At 61.6% G+C, this 19,752-nt stretch carries 13 protein-coding genes and 1 pseudogene; 6 read left to right on the forward strand and 8 right to left on the reverse strand.

The genetic code is table 11. The features are described 5' to 3' along the window. The 4 genes from IRZ31_RS11460 to IRZ31_RS11475 form a co-directional block, all read right to left on the reverse strand. Positions 1–549 (reverse strand): FAD-dependent oxidoreductase (locus tag IRZ31_RS11460; protein WP_297153624.1); only part of this gene is annotated, 549 nt, incomplete at its 3' end. 24 nt (positions 550–573) lie between these two features. Next, entirely contained in the window at positions 574–825 is a 252-nt protein-coding gene (locus IRZ31_RS11465; RefSeq protein WP_297153626.1) for a sulfurtransferase TusA family protein, read from the reverse strand. 78 nt (positions 826–903) lie between these two features. Beyond that, entirely contained in the window at positions 904–1,320 is a 417-nt protein-coding gene (locus tag IRZ31_RS11470; RefSeq protein WP_297153629.1) for a DsrE/DsrF/DrsH-like family protein, read from the reverse strand. Between the two features lie 70 nt (positions 1,321–1,390). Continuing rightward, positions 1,391–1,876, reverse strand: a complete 486-nt coding sequence (locus tag IRZ31_RS11475) for an OsmC family protein (RefSeq protein ID WP_297153632.1) — start codon at positions 1,874–1,876, stop codon at positions 1,391–1,393. A 362-nt stretch (positions 1,877–2,238) separates the two neighbouring features. On the opposite strand from IRZ31_RS11475, the gene IRZ31_RS11480 reads away from it, so the two are divergent. Beyond that, positions 2,239–3,249 (forward strand): universal stress protein, encoded by a 1,011-nt coding sequence (locus IRZ31_RS11480; protein ID WP_297153635.1) that lies wholly within the window; start codon positions 2,239–2,241, stop codon positions 3,247–3,249. A gap of 141 nt (positions 3,250–3,390) precedes the next feature. Here the strand turns inward: IRZ31_RS11480 and IRZ31_RS11485 are convergent, their stop codons facing one another. Together IRZ31_RS11485 and IRZ31_RS11490 are read right to left on the reverse strand one after the other, a co-directional pair. Further along, positions 3,391–5,175, reverse strand: coding sequence for an AAA family ATPase (locus IRZ31_RS11485; protein WP_297153638.1), 1,785 nt, complete (start codon positions 5,173–5,175; stop codon positions 3,391–3,393). Positions 5,176–5,493: 318 nt separating this feature from the next. Further along, complete coding sequence (locus tag IRZ31_RS11490) at positions 5,494–7,542, reverse strand: heavy metal translocating P-type ATPase (protein ID WP_297153641.1); 2,049 nt, start codon at positions 7,540–7,542, stop codon at positions 5,494–5,496. Positions 7,543–7,918: 376 nt separating this feature from the next. Between IRZ31_RS11490 and mgtA the strand changes: the two genes are divergently transcribed. Next, positions 7,919–10,477: a magnesium-translocating P-type ATPase gene (mgtA, locus tag IRZ31_RS11495; RefSeq protein ID WP_363325664.1), complete on the forward strand. Its 2,559-nt coding sequence runs from the start codon at positions 7,919–7,921 to the stop codon at positions 10,475–10,477. Between the two features lie 20 nt (positions 10,478–10,497). Here the strand turns inward: mgtA and IRZ31_RS11500 are convergent, their stop codons facing one another. After that, positions 10,498–10,764 (reverse strand): SHOCT domain-containing protein, encoded by a 267-nt coding sequence (locus IRZ31_RS11500; RefSeq protein WP_297153647.1) that lies wholly within the window; start codon positions 10,762–10,764, stop codon positions 10,498–10,500. A 320-nt stretch (positions 10,765–11,084) separates the two neighbouring features. On the opposite strand from IRZ31_RS11500, the gene IRZ31_RS11505 reads away from it, so the two are divergent. Continuing rightward, positions 11,085–13,865, forward strand: a complete 2,781-nt coding sequence (locus IRZ31_RS11505) for a bifunctional acetate--CoA ligase family protein/GNAT family N-acetyltransferase (protein ID WP_297153650.1) — start codon at positions 11,085–11,087, stop codon at positions 13,863–13,865. 154 nt (positions 13,866–14,019) lie between these two features. Here the strand turns inward: IRZ31_RS11505 and IRZ31_RS11510 are convergent, their stop codons facing one another. After that, on the reverse strand, positions 14,020–15,048 hold the full coding sequence (locus tag IRZ31_RS11510) for a universal stress protein (protein WP_297153652.1): 1,029 nt from the start codon (positions 15,046–15,048) through the stop codon (positions 14,020–14,022). A 440-nt stretch (positions 15,049–15,488) separates the two neighbouring features. Between IRZ31_RS11510 and IRZ31_RS11515 the strand changes: the two genes are divergently transcribed. From IRZ31_RS11515 to IRZ31_RS21380, 3 genes and pseudogenes are all read left to right on the forward strand, one after another. Then, positions 15,489–16,634 (forward strand): hypothetical protein, encoded by a 1,146-nt coding sequence (locus IRZ31_RS11515; RefSeq protein WP_297153654.1) that lies wholly within the window; start codon positions 15,489–15,491, stop codon positions 16,632–16,634. Between the two features lie 60 nt (positions 16,635–16,694). Further along, complete coding sequence (locus IRZ31_RS11520; RefSeq protein ID WP_297153656.1) at positions 16,695–18,983, forward strand: nitrate reductase; 2,289 nt, start codon at positions 16,695–16,697, stop codon at positions 18,981–18,983. A gap of 44 nt (positions 18,984–19,027) precedes the next feature. After that, a pseudogene (locus IRZ31_RS21380) lies at positions 19,028–19,477 on the forward strand (4Fe-4S dicluster domain-containing protein); the annotation flags it as partial. Between the last annotated feature and the right edge of the window lie 275 nt (positions 19,478–19,752).

Below are 19,752 nucleotides of genomic sequence, written 5' to 3' on the forward strand. Positions count from 1 at the left end.
CTGGATGGTTAATTCCCGGGGGGCGGGAGGGCAACGGTAGGGGATACCGGCTACTGCAATTACAATGCGCCCGCCAACAAACGTGCGCAGGGCCTGGCGGAGCCGCAGCGCCCCTGCAGTATCGTAGAAATGATGCCATGTCGCTTGCCCTTCTTCCAGCCCTGGCAGATCGGCGAAAGCGAGCCGTGCCCCGGTGGCCAGCACCAGATCATCGTAGACAAGGATGCTTTCTCTCCTGCCACCAGCTGGTTCGAGGGCGCCACTCTGGTAAACATGGACCTGATGATTGGTCACATCGATCTGTTCTACCTGCCCTATCAGCAGGTGGACTCGCTGGTGCAGCAATGTCTGCTCATCACGGACCAGCAAGCGGCTCTCAGAATCGCTATCGTTGAAGGGCATATAGAGCCAGAATGGCATGTAAACATGCCTTCCGGTGCTGTCGATAAGAGTGATCTCGGCCTCATGTGGGCGTAACTGCCGCGCCAGCATATTGGCCGTGATCGTGCCTCCGACCCCTCCACCGATGATGATAATCTGTCGAGGCATAGGCGTACCTCTCTCTCTGCCTGCTTAGCGTTTCCTGCGGACAACGAAACGGGTATATTCCTGCTCAGGGAAAACCCCCAGCAATTCGTGCCCGGCTTTCTGCACCCAGGCCGGAATATCACGGGCCGAACCAGGATCGCTGGAGAGGAGTGCTAGTGTTCCCCCAACCGGAATGGCCCTGATCCCACGTATCAGCTCCATCAGGGGGCCGGGGCAGAAGCTGCCCCGAGCATCGATTTCCTTATCAACCTGGATTTCTCCTGGCTTCTCTGGCATGGTATCCTCCTTTCTAGCTCTTGCCCGTCTGTCCATTTGCCTGATTACTCTTCCCAATAAAGGCGAAGGGGGCAGGTCTCAGATGAAAAGGGTGATGCGGCTCTCGCTGGCGCGCTCGATGAAGGTCGCCACTCCGACGACTTCATCGACTATCGGCTCAAGATCTTCTAGCTTCATATCGAGCAGCTCCAGGGTCATAGCACAGGCATAGACATGCATCTGACCCAGCTCGCGTGCCTGCTGCAGTGTTTCCAGCCAGCCAGGAACCTGCTTTTTACGCATCTGCTCCAGCAGGGCAGGCCCATGCTCGCCGGCATCTTTGCTGATGCTCATATTGGTCTGGGCTGCTCCTTTGCGGAAGGCCTGCAATCCCCACGTTGTGAGAAACAGCTCGACCTCCAGGCCCATCGCGACAGCCCCACTGGTCAAGGTTGCAACAGCCATGAGCTTGTCCGCTGTTCCAGAGAAGACGATCAGCGACATGCGGTTCTCCATGATGCGTGTGACTCCTTCCTTCTTGTCTCTACAGAGAAGTGAATTCAGCCGGGCTGAGCAGACTGAGTGCTTACTGTGCTGTGGTACTCTTGCTGGGAGCTACCTCCGCGGTGATCTCACGTCCTGTGTCCACGTCAAGCAGCCGCAACGTATGGGTAATGCGCGCGACTTTGTTGAGCATGGCCTCGGCGCCGCAGTAGCGCTGTACTGATAGCTCAAGCGCTCGGGCCACTGCCTCGGCCTGCAACGCTCTTCCAGTGAGGAGATGCTCCACCCTGATTTCTACGAAGACCTTCGGATGCGTTGCTGAGCGGATACCCTCAACGACGAGTTCGTAAGAGATCACCTGCTGACGCTGCTTGCGCAAGATGGAAAGCACGTCCATCCCGCTACAGCCGACCAATCCGATGAGCAGCAGCTCCATCGGACGAAAGCCTGCATCGTGGCCGCCGTGCTCCGGCGCGGTATCTAGTCTGAGATGGTGGCCGGAGCCAGCTTCGGCTTCAAAGCTCAGGCCCTCGACGAGCCTGACGCGGGCTGTCATTCGTTCTGCCATTGGTCTTCTTCCTCCCTTGAGAGAAGCCTTTGGGACTCCTCTCGTTCCAGCAGTATAGGCGCCGCAGCTCACCACTCCATCACGAGAGGCTGACCGGCCTTCTCAGAACAGTCACAGCAGCGGCAGGGACCGCTGCTATCCTGGCCCTTGCAGGCATCTCCTCTCCTGCCAGGCTAGACCGGGGGAGAGGCATGGCACTGGAGTGGTCTGGAGATGAGTGCTGTCTGTGAGAGGCTGAGGGAGGAGTTGAGAGCATGCTGAGAAGGGGAGCGATCATGCTATGAGTCAGGAGGAGAAAGGTTGAAGCCCCTACAGCTCCCCTCATAGAAGAAGATTGTTGCCAGGAGCGGAAGGAAGAGAGCATGTTTCAACGCATTTTTGTTCCTCTCGATGGCTCGCAGCACGCTGAGCAAGCCATAGACATCGCAGCTCACCTGGCTGCAGCGGCCCGCGGAAGCGTTCTGTTGTTTCAGGCAGTCGATCTGGAGCCTGAGCGATGGCCGCTGTTTTTCCACCGTCAACAGGTGCTGGAGGCAGCCACGTTCACCGCTGTTGCTCAAGCACAGGCCTACCTTGAGCGCCAGGCCCAGAACCCTGCACTCATGGACCTGCACGTGGAGACTCGGACCAGGGCTGGAAAAGCAGCTGCTGCCATCCTGCGCGAGATTGAGGCGACTCAGGCCGACTTGCTGGTGCTGGCCTGTCATGGTCCCAGTCCCTGGTCGGTGGGTAGTGTGACAGATCAACTGATACGCCATGCCCCCGTTCCTCTTCTGATATGGCGCGAAGATAGTACGAGCCTCGGCCAGGCGGATTTACAGACCAGGCATTCGCGACGGTTCCTGATCCCCTTCGATGGATCACTCTGGGCCAGGGTGGCCCTTGAGCCGGTGGTCGCTCTGATGCAGGCACTGGCCACCCACGCCGAAGTCTCGGCGCACCTGTTGCGCGTGGTTGTTCCGACCCAGGGCGAGCCTGAGAAGGCAAGCTGGCTGCTTCAGCAGCGCATTCGTCAGGCGGAGGAGTCTCTGCTACAGGCAGGCAAGGATCTGGAGCGACTCTGGAGGCGCGAAACTGCCTCAGCGAGGCCGCCGGCGATCACCTGGTCTGTGGTGGTCGATTCTGATATAGTGCGGGCCATTGGACAGGCAATCCTGCCCGCTGAGCCAATTTCTGGCCAGAATGGTACCCGCTCACCTGACTTACTGCTCGTCAGTGCCTGGGGAGTCAATGAGGCGGAGCAGCGCCGGCTGGGGAGCGTCGCGGAACGCCTCTTACAGCGTATCCGTCTCCCCATTCTTCTTGTTCCCGTCGGGGCATTAACGCAGATGCTCCACAGTACTGTTCAGCAGTTCTCGAAGAGAGGCCAGTAACAATCAGCGAGAGCTGGAATGGGGGAAAAGGAGCCAGACCAACACCCGTCGCGCCACCTGCCTGACAGGATGGAAGGGAAGCCGCTTGCAGGAGGCAAGCGGCTTCTCTCCGCTCTTTCGTTTCGAGCAGAAGCTCAAAGCTTAGGGCGACACAAGGCGACAGGCCAGGTGCGGCTGACCCAGGATGTCGAGCAACTGGGCAAGCAGCATCGGCAGCGGACGGTCTGTCCGCAATGGCACCCCGGTGATCTTCTCCGTCGCCGGCAGGCATGGCTGCCAGTGAGCACACTGGGCATCGTAGAGGTCTGGTCGCCCGTCAGAGGCCTCGGCTATGTTCGATCGCTGCGGCACCTCGCCGGTGCTGCTTGAGCCTGGGGTGGCGACTCGCTGGCGCTGGCTCCAGCGATGGCGGAGCCGCGCTAAGGCTTCTTCTTTCGGACAAAAACACTCAATGAAGAAAGCGGGGACGCCCTGGGCAGCAGCGGCCTGGGCCATGATCTGCCGATCTTCACGTCGCAGAAAGGAGGCATCCAGAATCACCGAGCGCCCTGCCTGCAGGGCCAGGATGGCCAGGGCATGGAGCGCCTGATAGGTGCGCGTTCTCCAGGCCGGGGCATAGATTCCCTCTCCAAAAGCTTCAGCCCGCGTCTCGTCGGGAGCGAGGCCTGCCAGACGTTTGCGGATCACATCGGACGAAAAGAGCGCCGCCCCAGTCGTTTGTTGGAGGGCCCGCGCCAGCGTGCTTTTGCCCGTGCCCATCAAGCCGCCGATCATGACCAGCGTTGCCCCGGCAGGTCGGCTGGCATAATGCGCGGCCAGAGCAAATAAGGCTCTCGCCTGCTGTTGGGCCTGATCGCGCTCCTCCGCAGGAATCTCCGGTTCATCCAGCAGCAGCGAGGCCACCTTGCCACGCACGCAGGCCCGATAGCACAGATAGAAAGGCAGCACCTCGCGTAAGTTCTCATCCTCTGTGGTTCGTGCATAGGCATCGACAAAAGCATCCGCCAGGTCCGTACGTGCGCTGTACTCCAGCTCCATCGCCAGGAAAGCTACCTCGGCAGCGACGTCAGCATAGCGAAAGCGGGTATTGAACTCGATCCGGTCCAGAAAAAGAAGCTGAGGCTCCTGCTGGCTGTCCGTGGGGGGAGGCTCCAGCCAGTAGACGTGCTGGAGGCGGAGATCACCATGCCCATCTCGGATGCACCCCTGGGCGATGCGTCCCAGCAACAGTGCCCGTCGCTGCGCGAGAAACCGCTCGACGTAGCGTTGAATCTGCTCATAGGCTGACTGATCCAGGGTGCGACCAAGGTAAGGCTGAAGCTGGGTCAAAGTCTCCTGCCAGTTGAAGGCTAACAGCTCTGGCTGGCCATAGCGGCGTACTTCCTCATCTGCGCGAGCCCCGGCGTGGAAGGCGGCCAGACGTCGGGCAACCGCTTCCAGCATCGCCGCTGAGAGGCGACCGCGCTGGAGCCAGCCGGCCAGGGTTGCCGTTTCGGGGAGGCGGCGCATGACTACCGCATAGTCAACCACCGTGCCACCTTCGAGGGGAGAGGCGGGATCTGGCACGCGCTCTGGCGAGAAGATCGGGCCGATATGCATCTCCTCTTGCTGGGTGCGCACAATGGGGGCCACGCCCAGATAGATGCCGGGCGCCAGCGGGGCATTCACGAGGACCTCCTCCTGACACCACTGGCGGCGCTGCATCGGAGTCGAGTAATCGAGAAAGCCCAGATTCACCGGCTTCTTCAATTTATAAACTAGATCAGGGAGGAGCACAACCACGGAAGCATGAGTCTGCACCAGATGAGGAGCTGAAGCGGCAGGTGTCGACTGGGGCTGGGTGCCTGCCACCCGGGCCGGTACCCTCCCTGTCAAAACAGTGGTGATCATGGCCTCTGCTTCCTGTATGACCGATGGCGTTGGCATGATGTATCTCCTCAGATGGCTCAGCAACACGATGCGCTGAAGATGCCGATCTGACAGGAGGCAGGAAGGTCGCTGCCAGACTGCCCCGCCTATCTGGTTGCCACGGCGCCTTTGCCGTGTCGGCCCTGAGCCACCCCGCTGGTAGAAGCCAACTGGTAGCACCTTCCTGCCCGGGACAAGAGAGCAAGGCCTTTCGTTCTGCCCCCGAGCGAATCCCAGCTGCCCCTGTCAATAGAACCATAGCATCTGCACCGCACGGCTACCTCTCCAGGCTTTGGCAAATGCTCACAGGACGCTCACAGCACCGCTGCCCGGCTTCTAGCGGAGCGGGATGTGGCTCACTCGCAAGGCATTGAAAATGACAAGGACGTCAATGCCCTCCTGCAGAATGGCGCCTGCAGCCGGTGGTATCCAGCCAAAGGCCGCCAGCAGCATCGCTGTCGCGCTCAATCCCATTCCTACCCAGATCCCCTGGCGGGCGATGCGCATGACACCGCGCCCAAGCCGAACAGCGGTGGCGATGCGCTGTACCTCCTCGGAGAGGAGCACAGCATCTGCAACGCTGGCTGCTGCGGTCAGCCCCTGCTGTCCCATGGCGATCCCCACAGTGGCGGTGGCCAGCGCGGGCGCATCGTTGACCCCATCGCCGACCATCAATACCTTGCGCCCTCTGTTGAGATAATCGCGGATGACCTGGACTTTCTCTTCTGGTAAGCAGCGCGCTACCGCGCGGTCCATGCCCGCGAGCGCCCTGATCCGCTGGGCCACTTCCTCGCCGTCGCCGGTCAGGAGCACTGTTTCCTCAATACCTGCTTGCTTGAGGTCAGCCATGAGTTGAGCAAGATCAGCCCGGGGTCGGTCTTCCAGGACGATCAGCGCCAGGCAGTAACCATTAACGGCCAGGAAGCTGGCGATCTGGCCGGCAGCCGTCCACTGCTCGCGGGCCTGCAAGAGGGCCGGCGGGAGGGCGATCCCGCGCTGACGCAGAAAGGTGCGGTTGCCTACTGTGACCTCATAGACCGGCTCCTCCGGCGCCGCAGTCAGACGGACGCGCCCCGCGGCCCCTTTGCCAAAGACCTCCTGGAACTGCTCAGTTAATCCAGGAACCAGCCCTTGCGCGCGAGCGGATTCGACAATGGCCCGCGCCAGGATGTGAGAGGAAAGCTGCTCCACCGAGGCCGCCAGGCGCAACAAGGTAGCATCATCGAGGAGAGGAGCCTCAGCAGGCACTTCCGACGCCGGTGCTCGCCAGAGCCTGGAGACGGAAGGCACCCCCAGGGTCAAGGTCCCGGTCTTATCAAAGACGGCCACCTGTACCTCGCCGAGAGCTTCCACGGTCGCGCCGCTCTTGACAATGATGCCGGCCCGGGCCGCCCGGTCAATGCCCGACATGATGGCGATCGGCGTGGCCAGAATCAGAGGGCAGGGGGTAGCTACTACGAGCACGGCCAGAGCCGTGATACCGCTCCCTGTAAGCAGCCAGGCCAGCGCAGCGAGCGACAGGCTTGCTGCGGTAAAGAGGACACTGTAGCGATCGGCCAGACGGTGGAGCGGTGCTTTCTGCTCCTGCGCCGCGGCGACCAGGCGCACTATCTGAGCATATTTGCTCTCAATGCTGCGCCGGCTGGCGCGCACTTCGAGCGGGCGATCGAGATTGAGGCTGCCGGAGAGCACGGTCGCCCCCACAGCCTTTGGCTGAGGCAGCGCTTCGCCCGTCAAATCGGCCTCACTCACGTACGAAGAACCAGTAACCACCGTGCCATCCACAGGAACCAGCTCGCCGGGTTTGACAACCACGACCATGCCAGCTTCAATCTCCTCGGCGGGTAGATCAACCAGCTCCTGCCCACGCCAGATATGGCTGATGCGCGGCGCACGCTCGGCCAGCGCCGAAAGAGAGCGACGAGCCTGCCGGAGCGCATAAGCCTCCAGGGCTTCGCCTCCTGAGAGCATCAGCACGACAAAAGCTCCAGCCAGATACTCTCCTGCAAGGAGCGCCCCGATGATTGCTAGAATCGCGATGAGATCGACGCTCAGTTCTCGACGGCTGAGCTGCTGCAGCGTCTGCCAGCTCAGGGGAATGCCTCCTATCACCGTGATCACCAGGAGCGTCCAGTGTGCAAGGTCAGCGCGTCCGATCAGCCAGCTGAGGGACGCTACGAGCAGCAACATCAGCGCGGCGGAAGGCAGGGGATAATGGCGCAACAAATCCATCAGGGCCTTGAGGCCGAAGCGCTGCGGTGGTTGAATCGGCGCTAACTGGGCGGGGATATACTGAGAAGATAAGGGAGCTGTTGATTCCTCCCCGTCTTCTGGGACGGGCTGACGCTGCTGAAGAGCAGATTGACGCCGATGGATCACGGGCATAATTGGCTATCCTTCTTCCTTGCTGACTCCCCGGTAGAGGGGAGATATTCCACTCCAGGGAACGCTGTTCCTTACCATCAGGATACATGCCGGTGCTCACATGTCCATCACAGTCTGTCAGCCCTGTCTCACGGAGCGCTCTCCGCCGCAGAAAGTCACACAAGGGAGAGCAGCGCCTTGTCTGGCTTGGCTTCACCGGTCTGCTTCACTCGCCGGACAAGGTAGGGAACGAAGCATTGTGATAGCACTGTAACTCTCCCTGAGATTTCTGTGAGTTCCCCGTGATGACAGGTTGATAAATTTGGAGTGCTTCTGTTCCTACCTGCTACCAGGGTAAAAAGGAGCAATGCTTATGCCCTGCCAGAGAGAGCCAACCATGACAACCACCGTTAGCTCACGCTACAGTCAATCGCTCAGCCAGCTTCTGGCCGAAGTCCGCTCCTCAGCCCAAGGACTCACTGAGGAAGAGGCGCGCCGCCGCCTGCGCCAGTTTGGCCCCAACGAGGTCGCGGCTGAACGGACCAGCTCGGGGATAGCCCAGCTCGTGCGGCTCTTCCTCAATCCGTTAGTTGCCGTCCTGCTGCTAGCGAGCCTGGTCTCTGCCTTGCTCGGTGAGCTGACTAATGCCCTCATCATCGCGATTATCGTTCTCCTGAGCCTGCTGCTGAACTTCTTGCAGAGCTATCGCTCCCAGCGGGCCGTCGAGCGCCTGCGCTCGTCCGTTGCCCCGGTGGCCCATGTCTTACGCGATGGCCACTGGCAAGACCTCCCCCGCCGTCTGCTGGTCCCTGGCGACGTCATTCGTCTGGCCGCCGGCGACCTGGTGCCAGCAGATGCCCGTCTGATTGAAGCTCTGGATCTCCATGTGCAGCAGGCCGCGCTCACGGGGGAATCGCTGCCGGTCGCCAAACGAGCCGAAGAAGAAGTGACCACGCTGGCCCACCCTGCAGAAGCTCCCAACTGGGTCTTCCTTGGCACCTCTGTGGTGAGCGGTAGCGCCCTTGCCCTCGTGGTGGCAACTGGCCCACGGACGGCTTTCGGTGATGTAGCCATTCGTCTGGCTCAGCGCCCGCCTGAGACCGAGTTTGAGCGCGGGCTTCGCCACTTCAGCTTCCTCATTCTTGAGACAGTCTTCTTTTTAACGTTCTTTGTTTTCTTAACCGGGGTCCTCCTGCATCATCCGCTCTTTGAGTCGGTGCTTTTTGCCCTGGCGCTGGCTGTTGGGCTAACTCCTGAGTTTCTGCCGATGATCGTCACCATTACCCTGGGGCAGGGAGCCGTGCGCATGGCCAGACGCAAGGTGATCGTCAAGCATCTGGAAGCGATCCAGAACTTCGGCAGCATTGATATCCTGTGCACGGATAAAACCGGGACACTGACCCGAGGAGAGATGACGCTGCAAGATGCCTGTGATCTACGGGGGCAGACTTCCGAGCGAACTCTTCTCTTTGCCTACCTCAATAGCGCCCTGCAGGCTGGCTTCAACAGCCCGCTCGATCAAGCGATTCAACGCAGCGGCTCCTTCTCGCTGGCCCCCTATCGTAAGTGCGGCGAAATCCCCTTTGATTTCGAGCGGCGCCGCCTCTCTGTCATCGTCGAGCAGACCGACACAGCCGAGCGTTTCCTTATTGTCAAAGGCGCCCCTGAGCATATCCTTCCGCTCTGCTCCACCTGCGAACTTGAAGGCGTATCCCAACCACTGACAGCCGCCCTGCAAAGCGAGGCAGAAGCTCTCCATCGGCACTTCAGCCAGGAAGGATTGCGCGTGCTCGCCGTGGCCTATCGCGCGCTGCCTCAGCAGGAGCGCTATAGCCAGGCAGATGAACAGGACCTGACCTTGTTAGGATTGCTGACCTTTGTCGATCCCCCACAGGTCGGCGCCGCCGAAGCCATTGCCGCCCTCGCGCGGGACGGCGTCCAGGTCAAGATCGTCACGGGTGATAACGAGCTAGTGGCGCGCCATATCTGTCGCCAGGTAGGGCTAGATCCATCGCGCACGCTGGTAGGCAGTCAGCTAGAGCGGATGAGCGATGCCGCCTTGCTCGGGGCAGTAGAGCACGTTACCCTCTTCGCCCGTGTCTCTCCTGCTCAGAAAAGTCGTATTTTACTGGCCCTCAAACGCCGTGGGCATGTCGTGGGCTTCCTGGGTGATGGCATCAATGACGCGCCCTCGCTACACACGGCAGATGTAGGAATCTCCGTTGCCGGCGCTGTTGACATCGCCAGGGAGGCCGCCAGCATTCTCCTCCTGGAGCAGAGCCTGCAGGTGCTCCACGCTGGCATTCTGGAGGGGCGCAAAGCGTTCGGTAACGTGATGAAGTACCTCCTTATGGGCACCAGTTCCAACTTTGGTAACGTCTTTAGTATGGCTGGGGCCTTTCTCTTCCTGCCTTTTCTCCCGATGCTGCCGGCCCAGATTCTGCTCAATAACTTCCTCTACGATCTGGCCCAGGTCACGATTCCCACCGACCGCGTCGATGCCAGTCTGATGCTCAAGCCGCAGCGCTGGAACATTGGCCTGATCCGCAGCTTCATGCTGCTGGTCGGACCCATCAGTTCACTCTACGATTTCTTGACCTTTTTTGTCATGCTCGCGGTCTTTCATGCCTCCGAGACCCTCTTTCACACAGGCTGGTTCATTGAGTCCCTGGCGACACAAACCCTGGTGATCTTTGTGATCCGTACCGCCGGGCATCCACTGCGCAGTCGCCCCAGCCTGCCCCTAACGCTCACCACCCTGGCGGTGGTTGGCTGCGGGCTGCTGCTGCCCTGGACGCCGCTGGCTACCCCACTAGGCTTTGTGCCGTTGCCTGCCGGCTACTTCCTTTTCCTGGCAGTCGCTACGCTGACCTACCTGACGCTGGTCGAGCTGGTGAAAGGTCGCCTGCTGCCAACTGGCCAGAGAACCGGCCTACGGGTCCAGGCGCACCCGTAGCAGAAGGTGACGCTCCAGGATCATGGCCGGCTCTCCTCAGAGGCCCGCAGGCGGGCCAGCATTTCGTCAAAGGTCGCGGCGTCGATTTCCCCGCGTGCATAGCGCTCCTGAAGAATCCGCAGAGGAGAGCGATCCGACCCCGAAGGAGACGGGCGAGACCGCTCTCCTGAGAGCCAGCCTTTCCCTCGGGCCAGGCGGAACAGGACCCAGGCTAGGGTTGCCAGCACGATCAGCCAAGGGCAGCCCCGAGCCACATCCAGAGCATGCCTCCACAACCAAAACTCCACATCATCTGGCTCACCTCATTACTTGAGCACGTCATGGGCTTGCACAAGCCAGGCTCACTCATTGCCCGGCTTCAGACAATATCATTCTCTTTCGCTCTTTCCGCCTGCTCACTGCGCTGCCCGATCTGATCACAATGCACTCACAGAAGCGCCGGAGAGATGAGAGACAGGCAACGTCTCCTTTGGCGCTCTCTCGTGATGGGATCGAGAGAGAGATGGCAAGGCAGGAGAGTATATCGTGAGCTGAGCACGCTAGGCTGGTGATCGAGACGAACAGTATACTGGCACGCTCTCACGCGATGAGGAAAGGAGCCATAACGATGCCCCAGTCCCAACCCTTGCCGGGAGCCTCTGCAACGCAGAAGGGGCAGCCGCAGCCGACCACGCTTTTTGATCTGCCTTTTTCGCATCCCCTGCGGGTGTTCTTCGCCCCTCGCAGCCTGGCGGTCATCGGAGCCACGGAGCGCCCAGGAAGCGTCGGACGGGCTGTCTTCTCGAACCTGACCACCGCTCCCTTCGGCGGCTCTGTCTTCCCAGTCAATCTCCATCGCTCCAGTGTGCTTGGCGTACGCGCCTATCCGCGTATCACAGACCTGCCCGAGCCAGTGGAGCTGGCCGTGATTGCCACACCGGCGGAGACCGTACCCGCCGTAATCGCCGACTGCGTGGCCGCCGGAGTCAAAGGGGCCATCATTCTCTCTGCCGGTTTTCGCGAGCGCGGGCCAACCGGCCAGGCACTGGAGCGCCAGATTCTGGCAGAGGCACGGCACGGCGGGTTGCGCCTCCTCGGCCCTAATTGCCTGGGACTGATGAACCCGCGCATTGGGCTGAACGCCACCTTTGCCAGCGGCATGGCCTTGCCGGGGCAGATCGCCTTTCTGAGCCAGAGCGGGGCCTTGTGCAGCGCCATCCTCGATTGGAGCTTGCAGGAGCGCATTGGCTTCAGCGCCTTCGTCTCGGTCGGTTCGATGCTTGATCTCGGCTGGGGGGAACTCCTGGACTACCTGGGAGATGATCCCCAGACAGGCTCTGTGCTGCTCTATCTGGAGACCGTGGGCGACGCCCGGACCTTCCTCTCCGCAGCGCGGGCTGTGGCCCGGCGCAAACCGGTGATCCTCTTGAAGGGAGGCCAGACTCCCGAGGCCTTGCAGGCCGCCGTCTCCCACACGGGCGCCCTTGCCGTGCGCCAGGAGGTCTTTGAGGCAGCCTGCAGCCGCTGCGGCCTGCTGCTGGTGGAGAGCATCGACGAGCTGTTCGCGATGGCAGAGGTCCTGGCGCGGCAGCCACGTCCCCAAGGGCCGCACTTAACCATCGTGACCAATGCGGGTGGTGCTGGGGTGCTGGCCGCCGATGCTCTGGCGAAGGCCGGCGGGGCGCTGACCCCGCTCTCCCCGGAGACACGGGCCGCCCTTGATGCACAGCTACCTGCCTACTGGAGCCACCAGAACCCGGTAGATATCCTGGGAGATGCCGATCCCGAACGCTATACCCGGGCCATCACTGTTCTCTCTCGTGAGCCAGCCAGCGATGGCCTGCTGATTATCCTGACTCCCCAGGCTATGAGTGACCCCACCCGCACAGCCGAGCGCGTTGTCGAGGCCGTAGCTGGCTACAAACGGCCAGTGTTGGCAAGCTGGATGGGGGGCAGCAGCGTGACTGCAGGCCGCGAGATTCTCACGCGCACCGGCATCCCCGTATGGGCCTCCCCGGATACAGCGGCCCGCGCTTTCTGCGCCATGTGGAGAGCCAGCAAGCATCTACAGAGCCTCTACGAGACACCCAGTCCGGTGGATGACCCCGAGGAGAGCGCCAATCGGCGCGTGCAGGTCGCTGGCTGGCTGACCAGGGCCCGCCAGGTTGGGCACACGCTGCTCAGCGAGCCGGAGGCGAAGGCGGTGCTTCAGGTATACGGCATTCCGACCGTCGAGACCCGCATCGCGCTCACCGAAGAGGAGGCAGTCCAGCAGGCGGAGCTGCTCGGCTATCCGGTGGTTCTCAAGTTGCTCTCGTCAACGATTACCCACAAAAGTCGCATTGGGGGTGTCCGTCTTGCCTTGCGGACAGCGGAGGAGGTGCGGCAGGCCTATCGAGCCATCGCCGAGGCCGCGGAGCGCCATGCTGGCCCCGAGCACATGCAGGGGGTCACGGTGCAGCCGATGATGACGCTGGAGGGCTACGAGTTGATCGTAGGCAGCTTCTGTGACCCACAATTTGGGCCAGTGCTGCTCTTTGGCAGCGGTGGGCGTCTGGTTGAAGTACAGCGCGACACTGCCCTGGCGCTCCCCCCGCTGACCACGACGCTGGCCCGGCGCCTGCTGGAGCGAACACGCATCTTTACTGCTCTCCAGCATGGGGCCGCTGGCTTGCCGGCGGTGGATCTGGCGGCGCTCGAACGCCTGCTGGTGCGTTTCAGCCTGCTCCTGGTCGAGCAGCCGCTGATCAGGGAGTGCGACATTAACCCCTTGCTGGCAGCGGGCGATCATCTGCTCGCGCTCGATGCCCGCATCGCGCTGCACCCTCTCGACGTTCCGGAAGCAGAGCTGCCGCGCCCGGCAATCCGCCCCTACCCGAGCCACTATATCGGAAGCTGGCAGCTGCCTCGTGGCACGCTGGTGACGATCCGTCCGATTCGACCGGAAGACGAGCCGCTGATGGCGCGCTTCCACGAGCGGCTCTCGGAGCGTAGTGTCTACCTGCGCTGGCTCCATGTCCTTGGTCTGAGTCAGCGCATCGCCCATGAGCGGCTGGTGGATCGCTGCTTCATTGACTATGATCGGGAGCTGGCTCTGGTGGCCGTTGCTCATGAGGAGCCGTCGGGCGCTGGTGCAGAGACCCTGCTGGGAATCGGACGCCTGATCAAGCTGCCCGGGGGAGAGGAGGCCGAGTTTGCGCTGCTGGTCGCCGACCAGGTACAGGGGCAAGGGCTGGGAACGGAGTTGCTGCGGCGCTTGATGAAGATTGCTCAGCAGGAGGGTCTGCGCCGCTTGCAGGGCCGCATTCTGCCGGAGAACCAGGCCATGTTGCGGATCTGCCGCAAGCTCGGCTTTCAGCTGACCTACAATCCCGAGGAGCAACTGATGCAGGCGACTTATCTCTTGTGAGAAGAGACTGATCAAGAAGGCTGCTCGTCAGGGGAGCAGGCGAGCGCGAAGGAGCCAGCAGCGCATCTGCCTCGCAGCGCTGTGCGTGCTGGCTCCTTCGGGGCCAGTGGCTGTGGCTCTCTTGCACCAGTTGCTCCCGCGGATTGGTCCCTGCTCAGTCAAGGTCGTCCTGCAGCGTGCCCCAAGGCGTACGCGGGGTCTCCTCGATTCCCTGGGGACGAACGACCAGGAGCGGCAGGCGGGTCCGTTCCAGCACACGCTCGGTCACGCTCCCCAGAAGCCAGCGATTGAGACCCTCTCTGCCGTGCGTCGACATGGCCAGCAGATCGCTGCCTCCAGGGAGAGGCTCGCCTGCAAGATCCTGGCCGCGCTCTGCTACATCGAGGATCGTCTGCGCCACATCGGTGCCGGCATGCACCGACCAGGTCAACTCTAGCTGCAGGCCAGCGACCTGTGGGGCGACAAGCCCGGCGCGGATCTGCTCCACAGTGGTCGCCAGATAGCGTCGGGCCCGGGCCAGGCGCCGTTCGCGCTCGTGCCTGGCCGTCTCATCGGCAGGCTCTTCCTCATCGACCTCCACAACAGCCAGCAGATGCAGGGCGGCAGGCGCCGGGGTGGCCAGCGCATGGATCAGAGCCGCAGCAGGCTCCAATGCTGCCTTGGCGTGCACAGAGCCATCAAGCGGGACGACAGCCCGGAAGGGGCGTTCGTATCCTGGCTGCGGACCGGCCAGCATCTCGCCATGAGAACGAAGCACCAGGACAGGGATAGGCGCGTGACGGATCAGCCTGAGTGCAACGCTGCCTAGTGCCCAGCGCTGCAGACCGCGGTAGCCGTGGCTGCACAGTACCAGGAGATCAGCGCCGACCTCTGGCACAAGACGCAGCAGCTGATCCGCCGGGAGGCCCGAGCGCACGACTTTTTCTGTAGGCACGCCCTGGAGCATCGGAAGAGCGGCAACACGCTGCAAATAAGCTTCTGCCGCTTCTGTGGCACTCTCCAGCCATGAGCGCATGGTCACCGGATCAAGCGTGGTTGGAGCCCAGAGCAGCGCGGTACCAGGCTGGACGATACGCGCCAGAATCAGGCTGCCTCCACCAGCGCGCGCCAGACGAACCGCCAACGGAAGCGCCTGCTCTGCGCGCGATGAGCCATCAAGCGGGACAAGGATACGTTGAAACATGCAGAACCTCCTCCGCTGTTGCCGGGTGCGAGCCGGCTCACTCAGCGTAGCTCAGCACACGGTCTTTTCCTGCAGTATTGCAAGGCGAGCACACAATACGGTCTCGACCGTGAGAGCTGAACTCACAAGAGGATCACAGCCCTCTTTGCCTCTGACGGTGGTCGATCTTTGACCTCTCTGGAGGGCAGAGCAAGAAGGAGAAGAGCAGTGTACCCAAAGACAAGATTGAAGCGTGACGAAAGCGTGACGTCCTCTCCGGGCAGAGACCCGAAAAGCATGGTATAGTAGTCTCAAAGGAGAGGAGCACGCGCCTTGTGGCTGAGCTGTGCTCTACACGCAGCAGGGTAGTCAGCGCTTTCGTATCTCACCCTGCCCGCTCTGGCCAGCAGCGCGCTGGAGCGGGCCATCAGCCCTCATGAGCCATGAGAAAGGAGCGGGTAATGAGTCAGGCAGCTACCCAACGGCAAGGCATCCCGGAACCTGCCCGCCAGCTATCGACCGGGAACAGTCGACTCCGGCTTCATTTGGGGCTACGCGCCCGTTGTGTCCTCTACGGCGTCCTGGCTGCGGCTGCCCTGACCGGTCTGATCGCTCTTGGGTCACGCGGCTTTCACTGGTTTGACGCGGCTCTCATCGGCTATGTTGTGGCCACCATCTTCGCCGCTGCCGCCGTGACCTATAAGTACAGCTTCTGGCTGGCTCGTCCCCCGACTGGACGCTACTGGCGACGCAGCTGGAGGCTCTTCTTCTCCTACGAGAACTTCCGACGCTATACGACCCTGATACCGCTGGCAATCCTCGATCTCTTTTCTCAGCAATTCATCCGCCGTCGCGGCCTCTATCGCTGGATCATGCATCAGTGCATCTTCTGGGGGGTGCTGTTGTCCTGCTGCATCACCTTCCCACTCACCTTTGGCTGGATTCGTATGACGCTGACGCCGGCTGGCGAGCACCTGCTCTGGTTCTTCGGCTTCCCCCTCTTTTCGTTCCGCCCGGAGTCAGTCCTCGGATTCCTTATTTATCATGCGCTCGATATCACCGCCCTGCTGCTGCTGGTTGGGCTGGTTCTGGCTCTTCACCGTCGCTTTCACGACCTGGCCCTGATCAGCATTCAGCGTTTTGGCTTCGACATCGTTCCTCTGGCGTTGTTGCTGGCCATTGTGGTCAGCGGGCTGGCGCTGACTGCCGATAGCACCTGGTTAGGAGGAGCCTACTACTGGTATCTTTCGCTGACCCACGAGGTCGTGGTGGTGCTCTGGCTCATCTCGCTGCCGTTTGGCAAATTCTTCCATCTGATCGAGCGTCCAGCCACGGTGGGGATCGAGCTGTACTGGAAAACTGGTGAAGGGACAGCATTGCAGCGCTGCGCACGCTGTGGAGAGGCTTTTGCCCCAGCTCGCTTCATCGAGGATCTCAAGAAAACGCTGCTGGAGGTGGGCGAGGACTACAGGCTGCACCGCGACAGCTCTACCACGAGGCCGGAGCAGGCGCTCTGGTGGCAGGATCTTTGCCCTGCGTGCAAACGCATTGCGCGTGGGCAGGCGACGCTGACCGCCATTGATCCCGAGGGCAACCGCTTCTTGTAAGCTGTCAGGCAGAATGGAGCAAGACTGGCTCCACTATGTTGTTGTAAAGAGGGGTTCGCTATGTCTGTCGATAAGAGCATCTTTCGGCGGCGGCAGCGCCAGGAAGAAACCTTCGATTTTCACGCTACGACCAGCGTCCCAACGGCCTGGGAAACCAGCCTCGATGTCGAGCGCTATGTTCCCACGCACTGCTGTTTCTGTGGGGTACAGTGTGGAATGTATCTGAAGGTGGCGAATGGTAAAGTGGTTGGGGTCGAGCCACGCGAGGATTTTCCCCTCAATCATGGCATGCTCTGCCCCAAGGGAACCAATGCCTATCAGCTCGTCCACCATCCCGATCGGCTGACGCAGCCGCTGATGCGCAAGGGTGGAAAGAAGAGTGCGCTTGAGCCCGTGGGCTGGGACGAGGCGCTTGATACCATTGTCCGACGCTTCCAGGAGGTGCAGCAGACGTATGGCAAGGATGCAGTGGCCGTCTTCAGCGGCTCAACGATGACCAATGAGAAATGCTATCTGATGGGGAAATTCGCGCGTGTCGCCTTGGGGACCCGCCATATCGATTACAATGGGCGCCTGTGCATGTCTTCTGCCACCGGTGCCAACGAGCGCGCGCTGGGTATTGACCGGGCGGCCAACCCGATCAGCGACATGCTACACGCCGATTGTATCTTCGTCATCGGGGCTAACGTGGGCGAGTGTTTCCCTATCATCACCAGCTATCTCTGGCAGGCGCGTGATCGTGGGTGTAAGCTGATTGTGGCCGACCCGCGCCAGACCCCAATCGCCCGCACCGCCGATATTTTCCTGCCGCTACGCCCTGGAACAGATCTGGCCCTGCTCATTGGCATGCTACATGTTCTCATCAAAGAAGGATTGATCAATGAGACGTTCATCCGCGAGCGCACTGTCGGCTGGGAAGAGACGCGGGCGCTCGCGGAGCAGTATCCCCCGGAGCGAGTAGCGCGCGTCTGCGGCCTGCGAGCGGAAGCCATCGTCGAGGCGGCGCGTCTCTACGGGCGAGCGCAGGCGGCCTTGATTTATACGGCGCGCGGGCTGGAGCACCAGAGCAAAGGAGTCGATAATGGGCTGGCGGCAATCAATCTGGCCCTGGCCACCGGCAACTTTGGCCGGCCAGGTGCCGGATATAGCACGCTGACGGGCCAGGGCAACGGCCAGGGAGGCAGGGAAGTCGGTCAGAAGGCCACTCAACTGCCAGGGTGCCGTGAGATCGAGAATCCCGAGGACCGGGCCTATATCTGCTCGGTCTGGGGCATCCGCGAGGACGAGCTGCCCTATGCTGGCTATCCTGCCACGCTGATGATCCCGGCCATGCTGCGAGGAGAGATCCGTGCCTGTTTGCTGATCTGCTCGAATCCGCTGGTCTCGCTGCCTGATCTGCACACCGCTGAGCGGGCCTTCCGCAGCCTGGATTTCTTTGTCGTTATCGATCCCTTTCTCTCAGAGACCGCCGAGCTGGCCGATGTGGTATTGCCGGGCAACCTGTGGGCCGAAGAAGAGGGGACCACAACCTCGCTGGAAGGGCGCGTCATCAAGTACAATCAGGCGGTTGATCCACCCGGGGGACGGCAGGACTGGCAAACGATTTGCGAGCTGGCGCGTCGCCTGGGCAAAGGTCAGTATTTTGCCTATCGCTCGCCGCGCGACATCTTTGATGAGCTGCGCCTCTGTACGCGCGGGGCCAGGTCCGATTATTGGGGTATCAGCTACGAGAAGATCGAGGAACAGGGAGGTGTCTTCTGGCCCTGTCCCAGTGAGGAGCACCCGGGGACGCCGCGCCTCTACGAGGAGCGTTTTGGCTTCCCTGATGGGCGAGCGCGCTTCCATGCCGTGCCCTACATTCCGCCGGCGGAAGAGCCGGACGAGACCTATCCCTTTGTCCTGACCACAGGGCGAGTGATTTACCACTACCTCTCGGGGAACCAGACGCGCCGCATTCCCTTCCTGCGCGAAATGGCGCCTTATCCCTGGGTCGAGCTGCACGAGCAGACGGCTCAGCGCCTGGGAGTCGCCGACGGGGACTGGGTGACGGTGCGCACGCGCCGTGGAGCGCTGACGGCTCCCGCCCTGGTTGTGCGCACGATTCGCCCCGACACCCTCTTTATTCCCTACCATTATGGGCAGAGCCAGGCGGCCAACCAGCTCACGAACCCGGTGCTGGAGCCGATGATGAAAATCCCGGAGTTCAAGGTCTGCGCGGCGGCTATTGAGAAGGCTCCGGAACCACCGGAGTGGGCCCAGGCTCTGGATCGAGAGGATCTTGCTCGGGCGCAAGAACGGCGGCGCGAGCTGCCCGCTGCAGCCCGCCGGGCTGTACCGCAACCACGCTAGAAGCAAGCAAGCGGGGGAGAAGAGAAGGAAGGAGGAGAAGGAGCATGCCCGAAACTGTCACGATCAAGCAGATGTTCCTCGATCCTTCGCGCTGCATCGGCTGCCGCTCTTGTGTGGCCGCCTGTCGTGAGTGTGACACCCATCGGGGCGAGAGCATGATCTACATCGATTACATCGAGCGGGTTAATACGGTGGCCTCTTCGCCAACTGTCTGTATGCATTGCGAGGACCCGCTGGCACCCTGCGCCCAGGTTTGCCCGGCCCAGGCCATCCTTGTCAGTCCCGATGGAGTGGTGCACCAGGCTGATGAAACGCGTTGCATCTACTGCCGAAACTGTGGCTATGCCTGTCCCTTCGGGGTGCCCAAGTTTGCTCTTCAAGGGCACTATATGCGCAAGTGCAACCTCTGCTACGATCGAACCAGCCAGGGCAAAGGTCCCATGTGTGCCACGGTCTGTCCGACCCAGGCCATTTTCTATGGCACCTATGAGGAGTGGCTGGCGATGGGCCGAGGGCAGCAGGGCGCGAAACCTGTCAATGTCTTCTATTTTGGCCGCCAGCGCGTGCGCACCAGAAACTATGTTGTGCTGACCCATGATGACGAAGCGCTCGATCTATTGGCGTTGCTGGATGAGGCGACGCTGGGGCGCGACCAGGAAACGCCTGCTGCTACGGCGGATCGCAACGTCACCTCCTGGATCGAGGCTCGTACAGCGGGCCTTCCAGAACGATCAGCCCCGGCACAACCCTGGACGCCACGCGAGCCGGC

Source organism: Thermogemmatispora sp. (assembly GCF_019683635.1).
Classification (GTDB): Bacteria; Chloroflexota; Ktedonobacteria; order Ktedonobacterales; family Ktedonobacteraceae; genus Thermogemmatispora.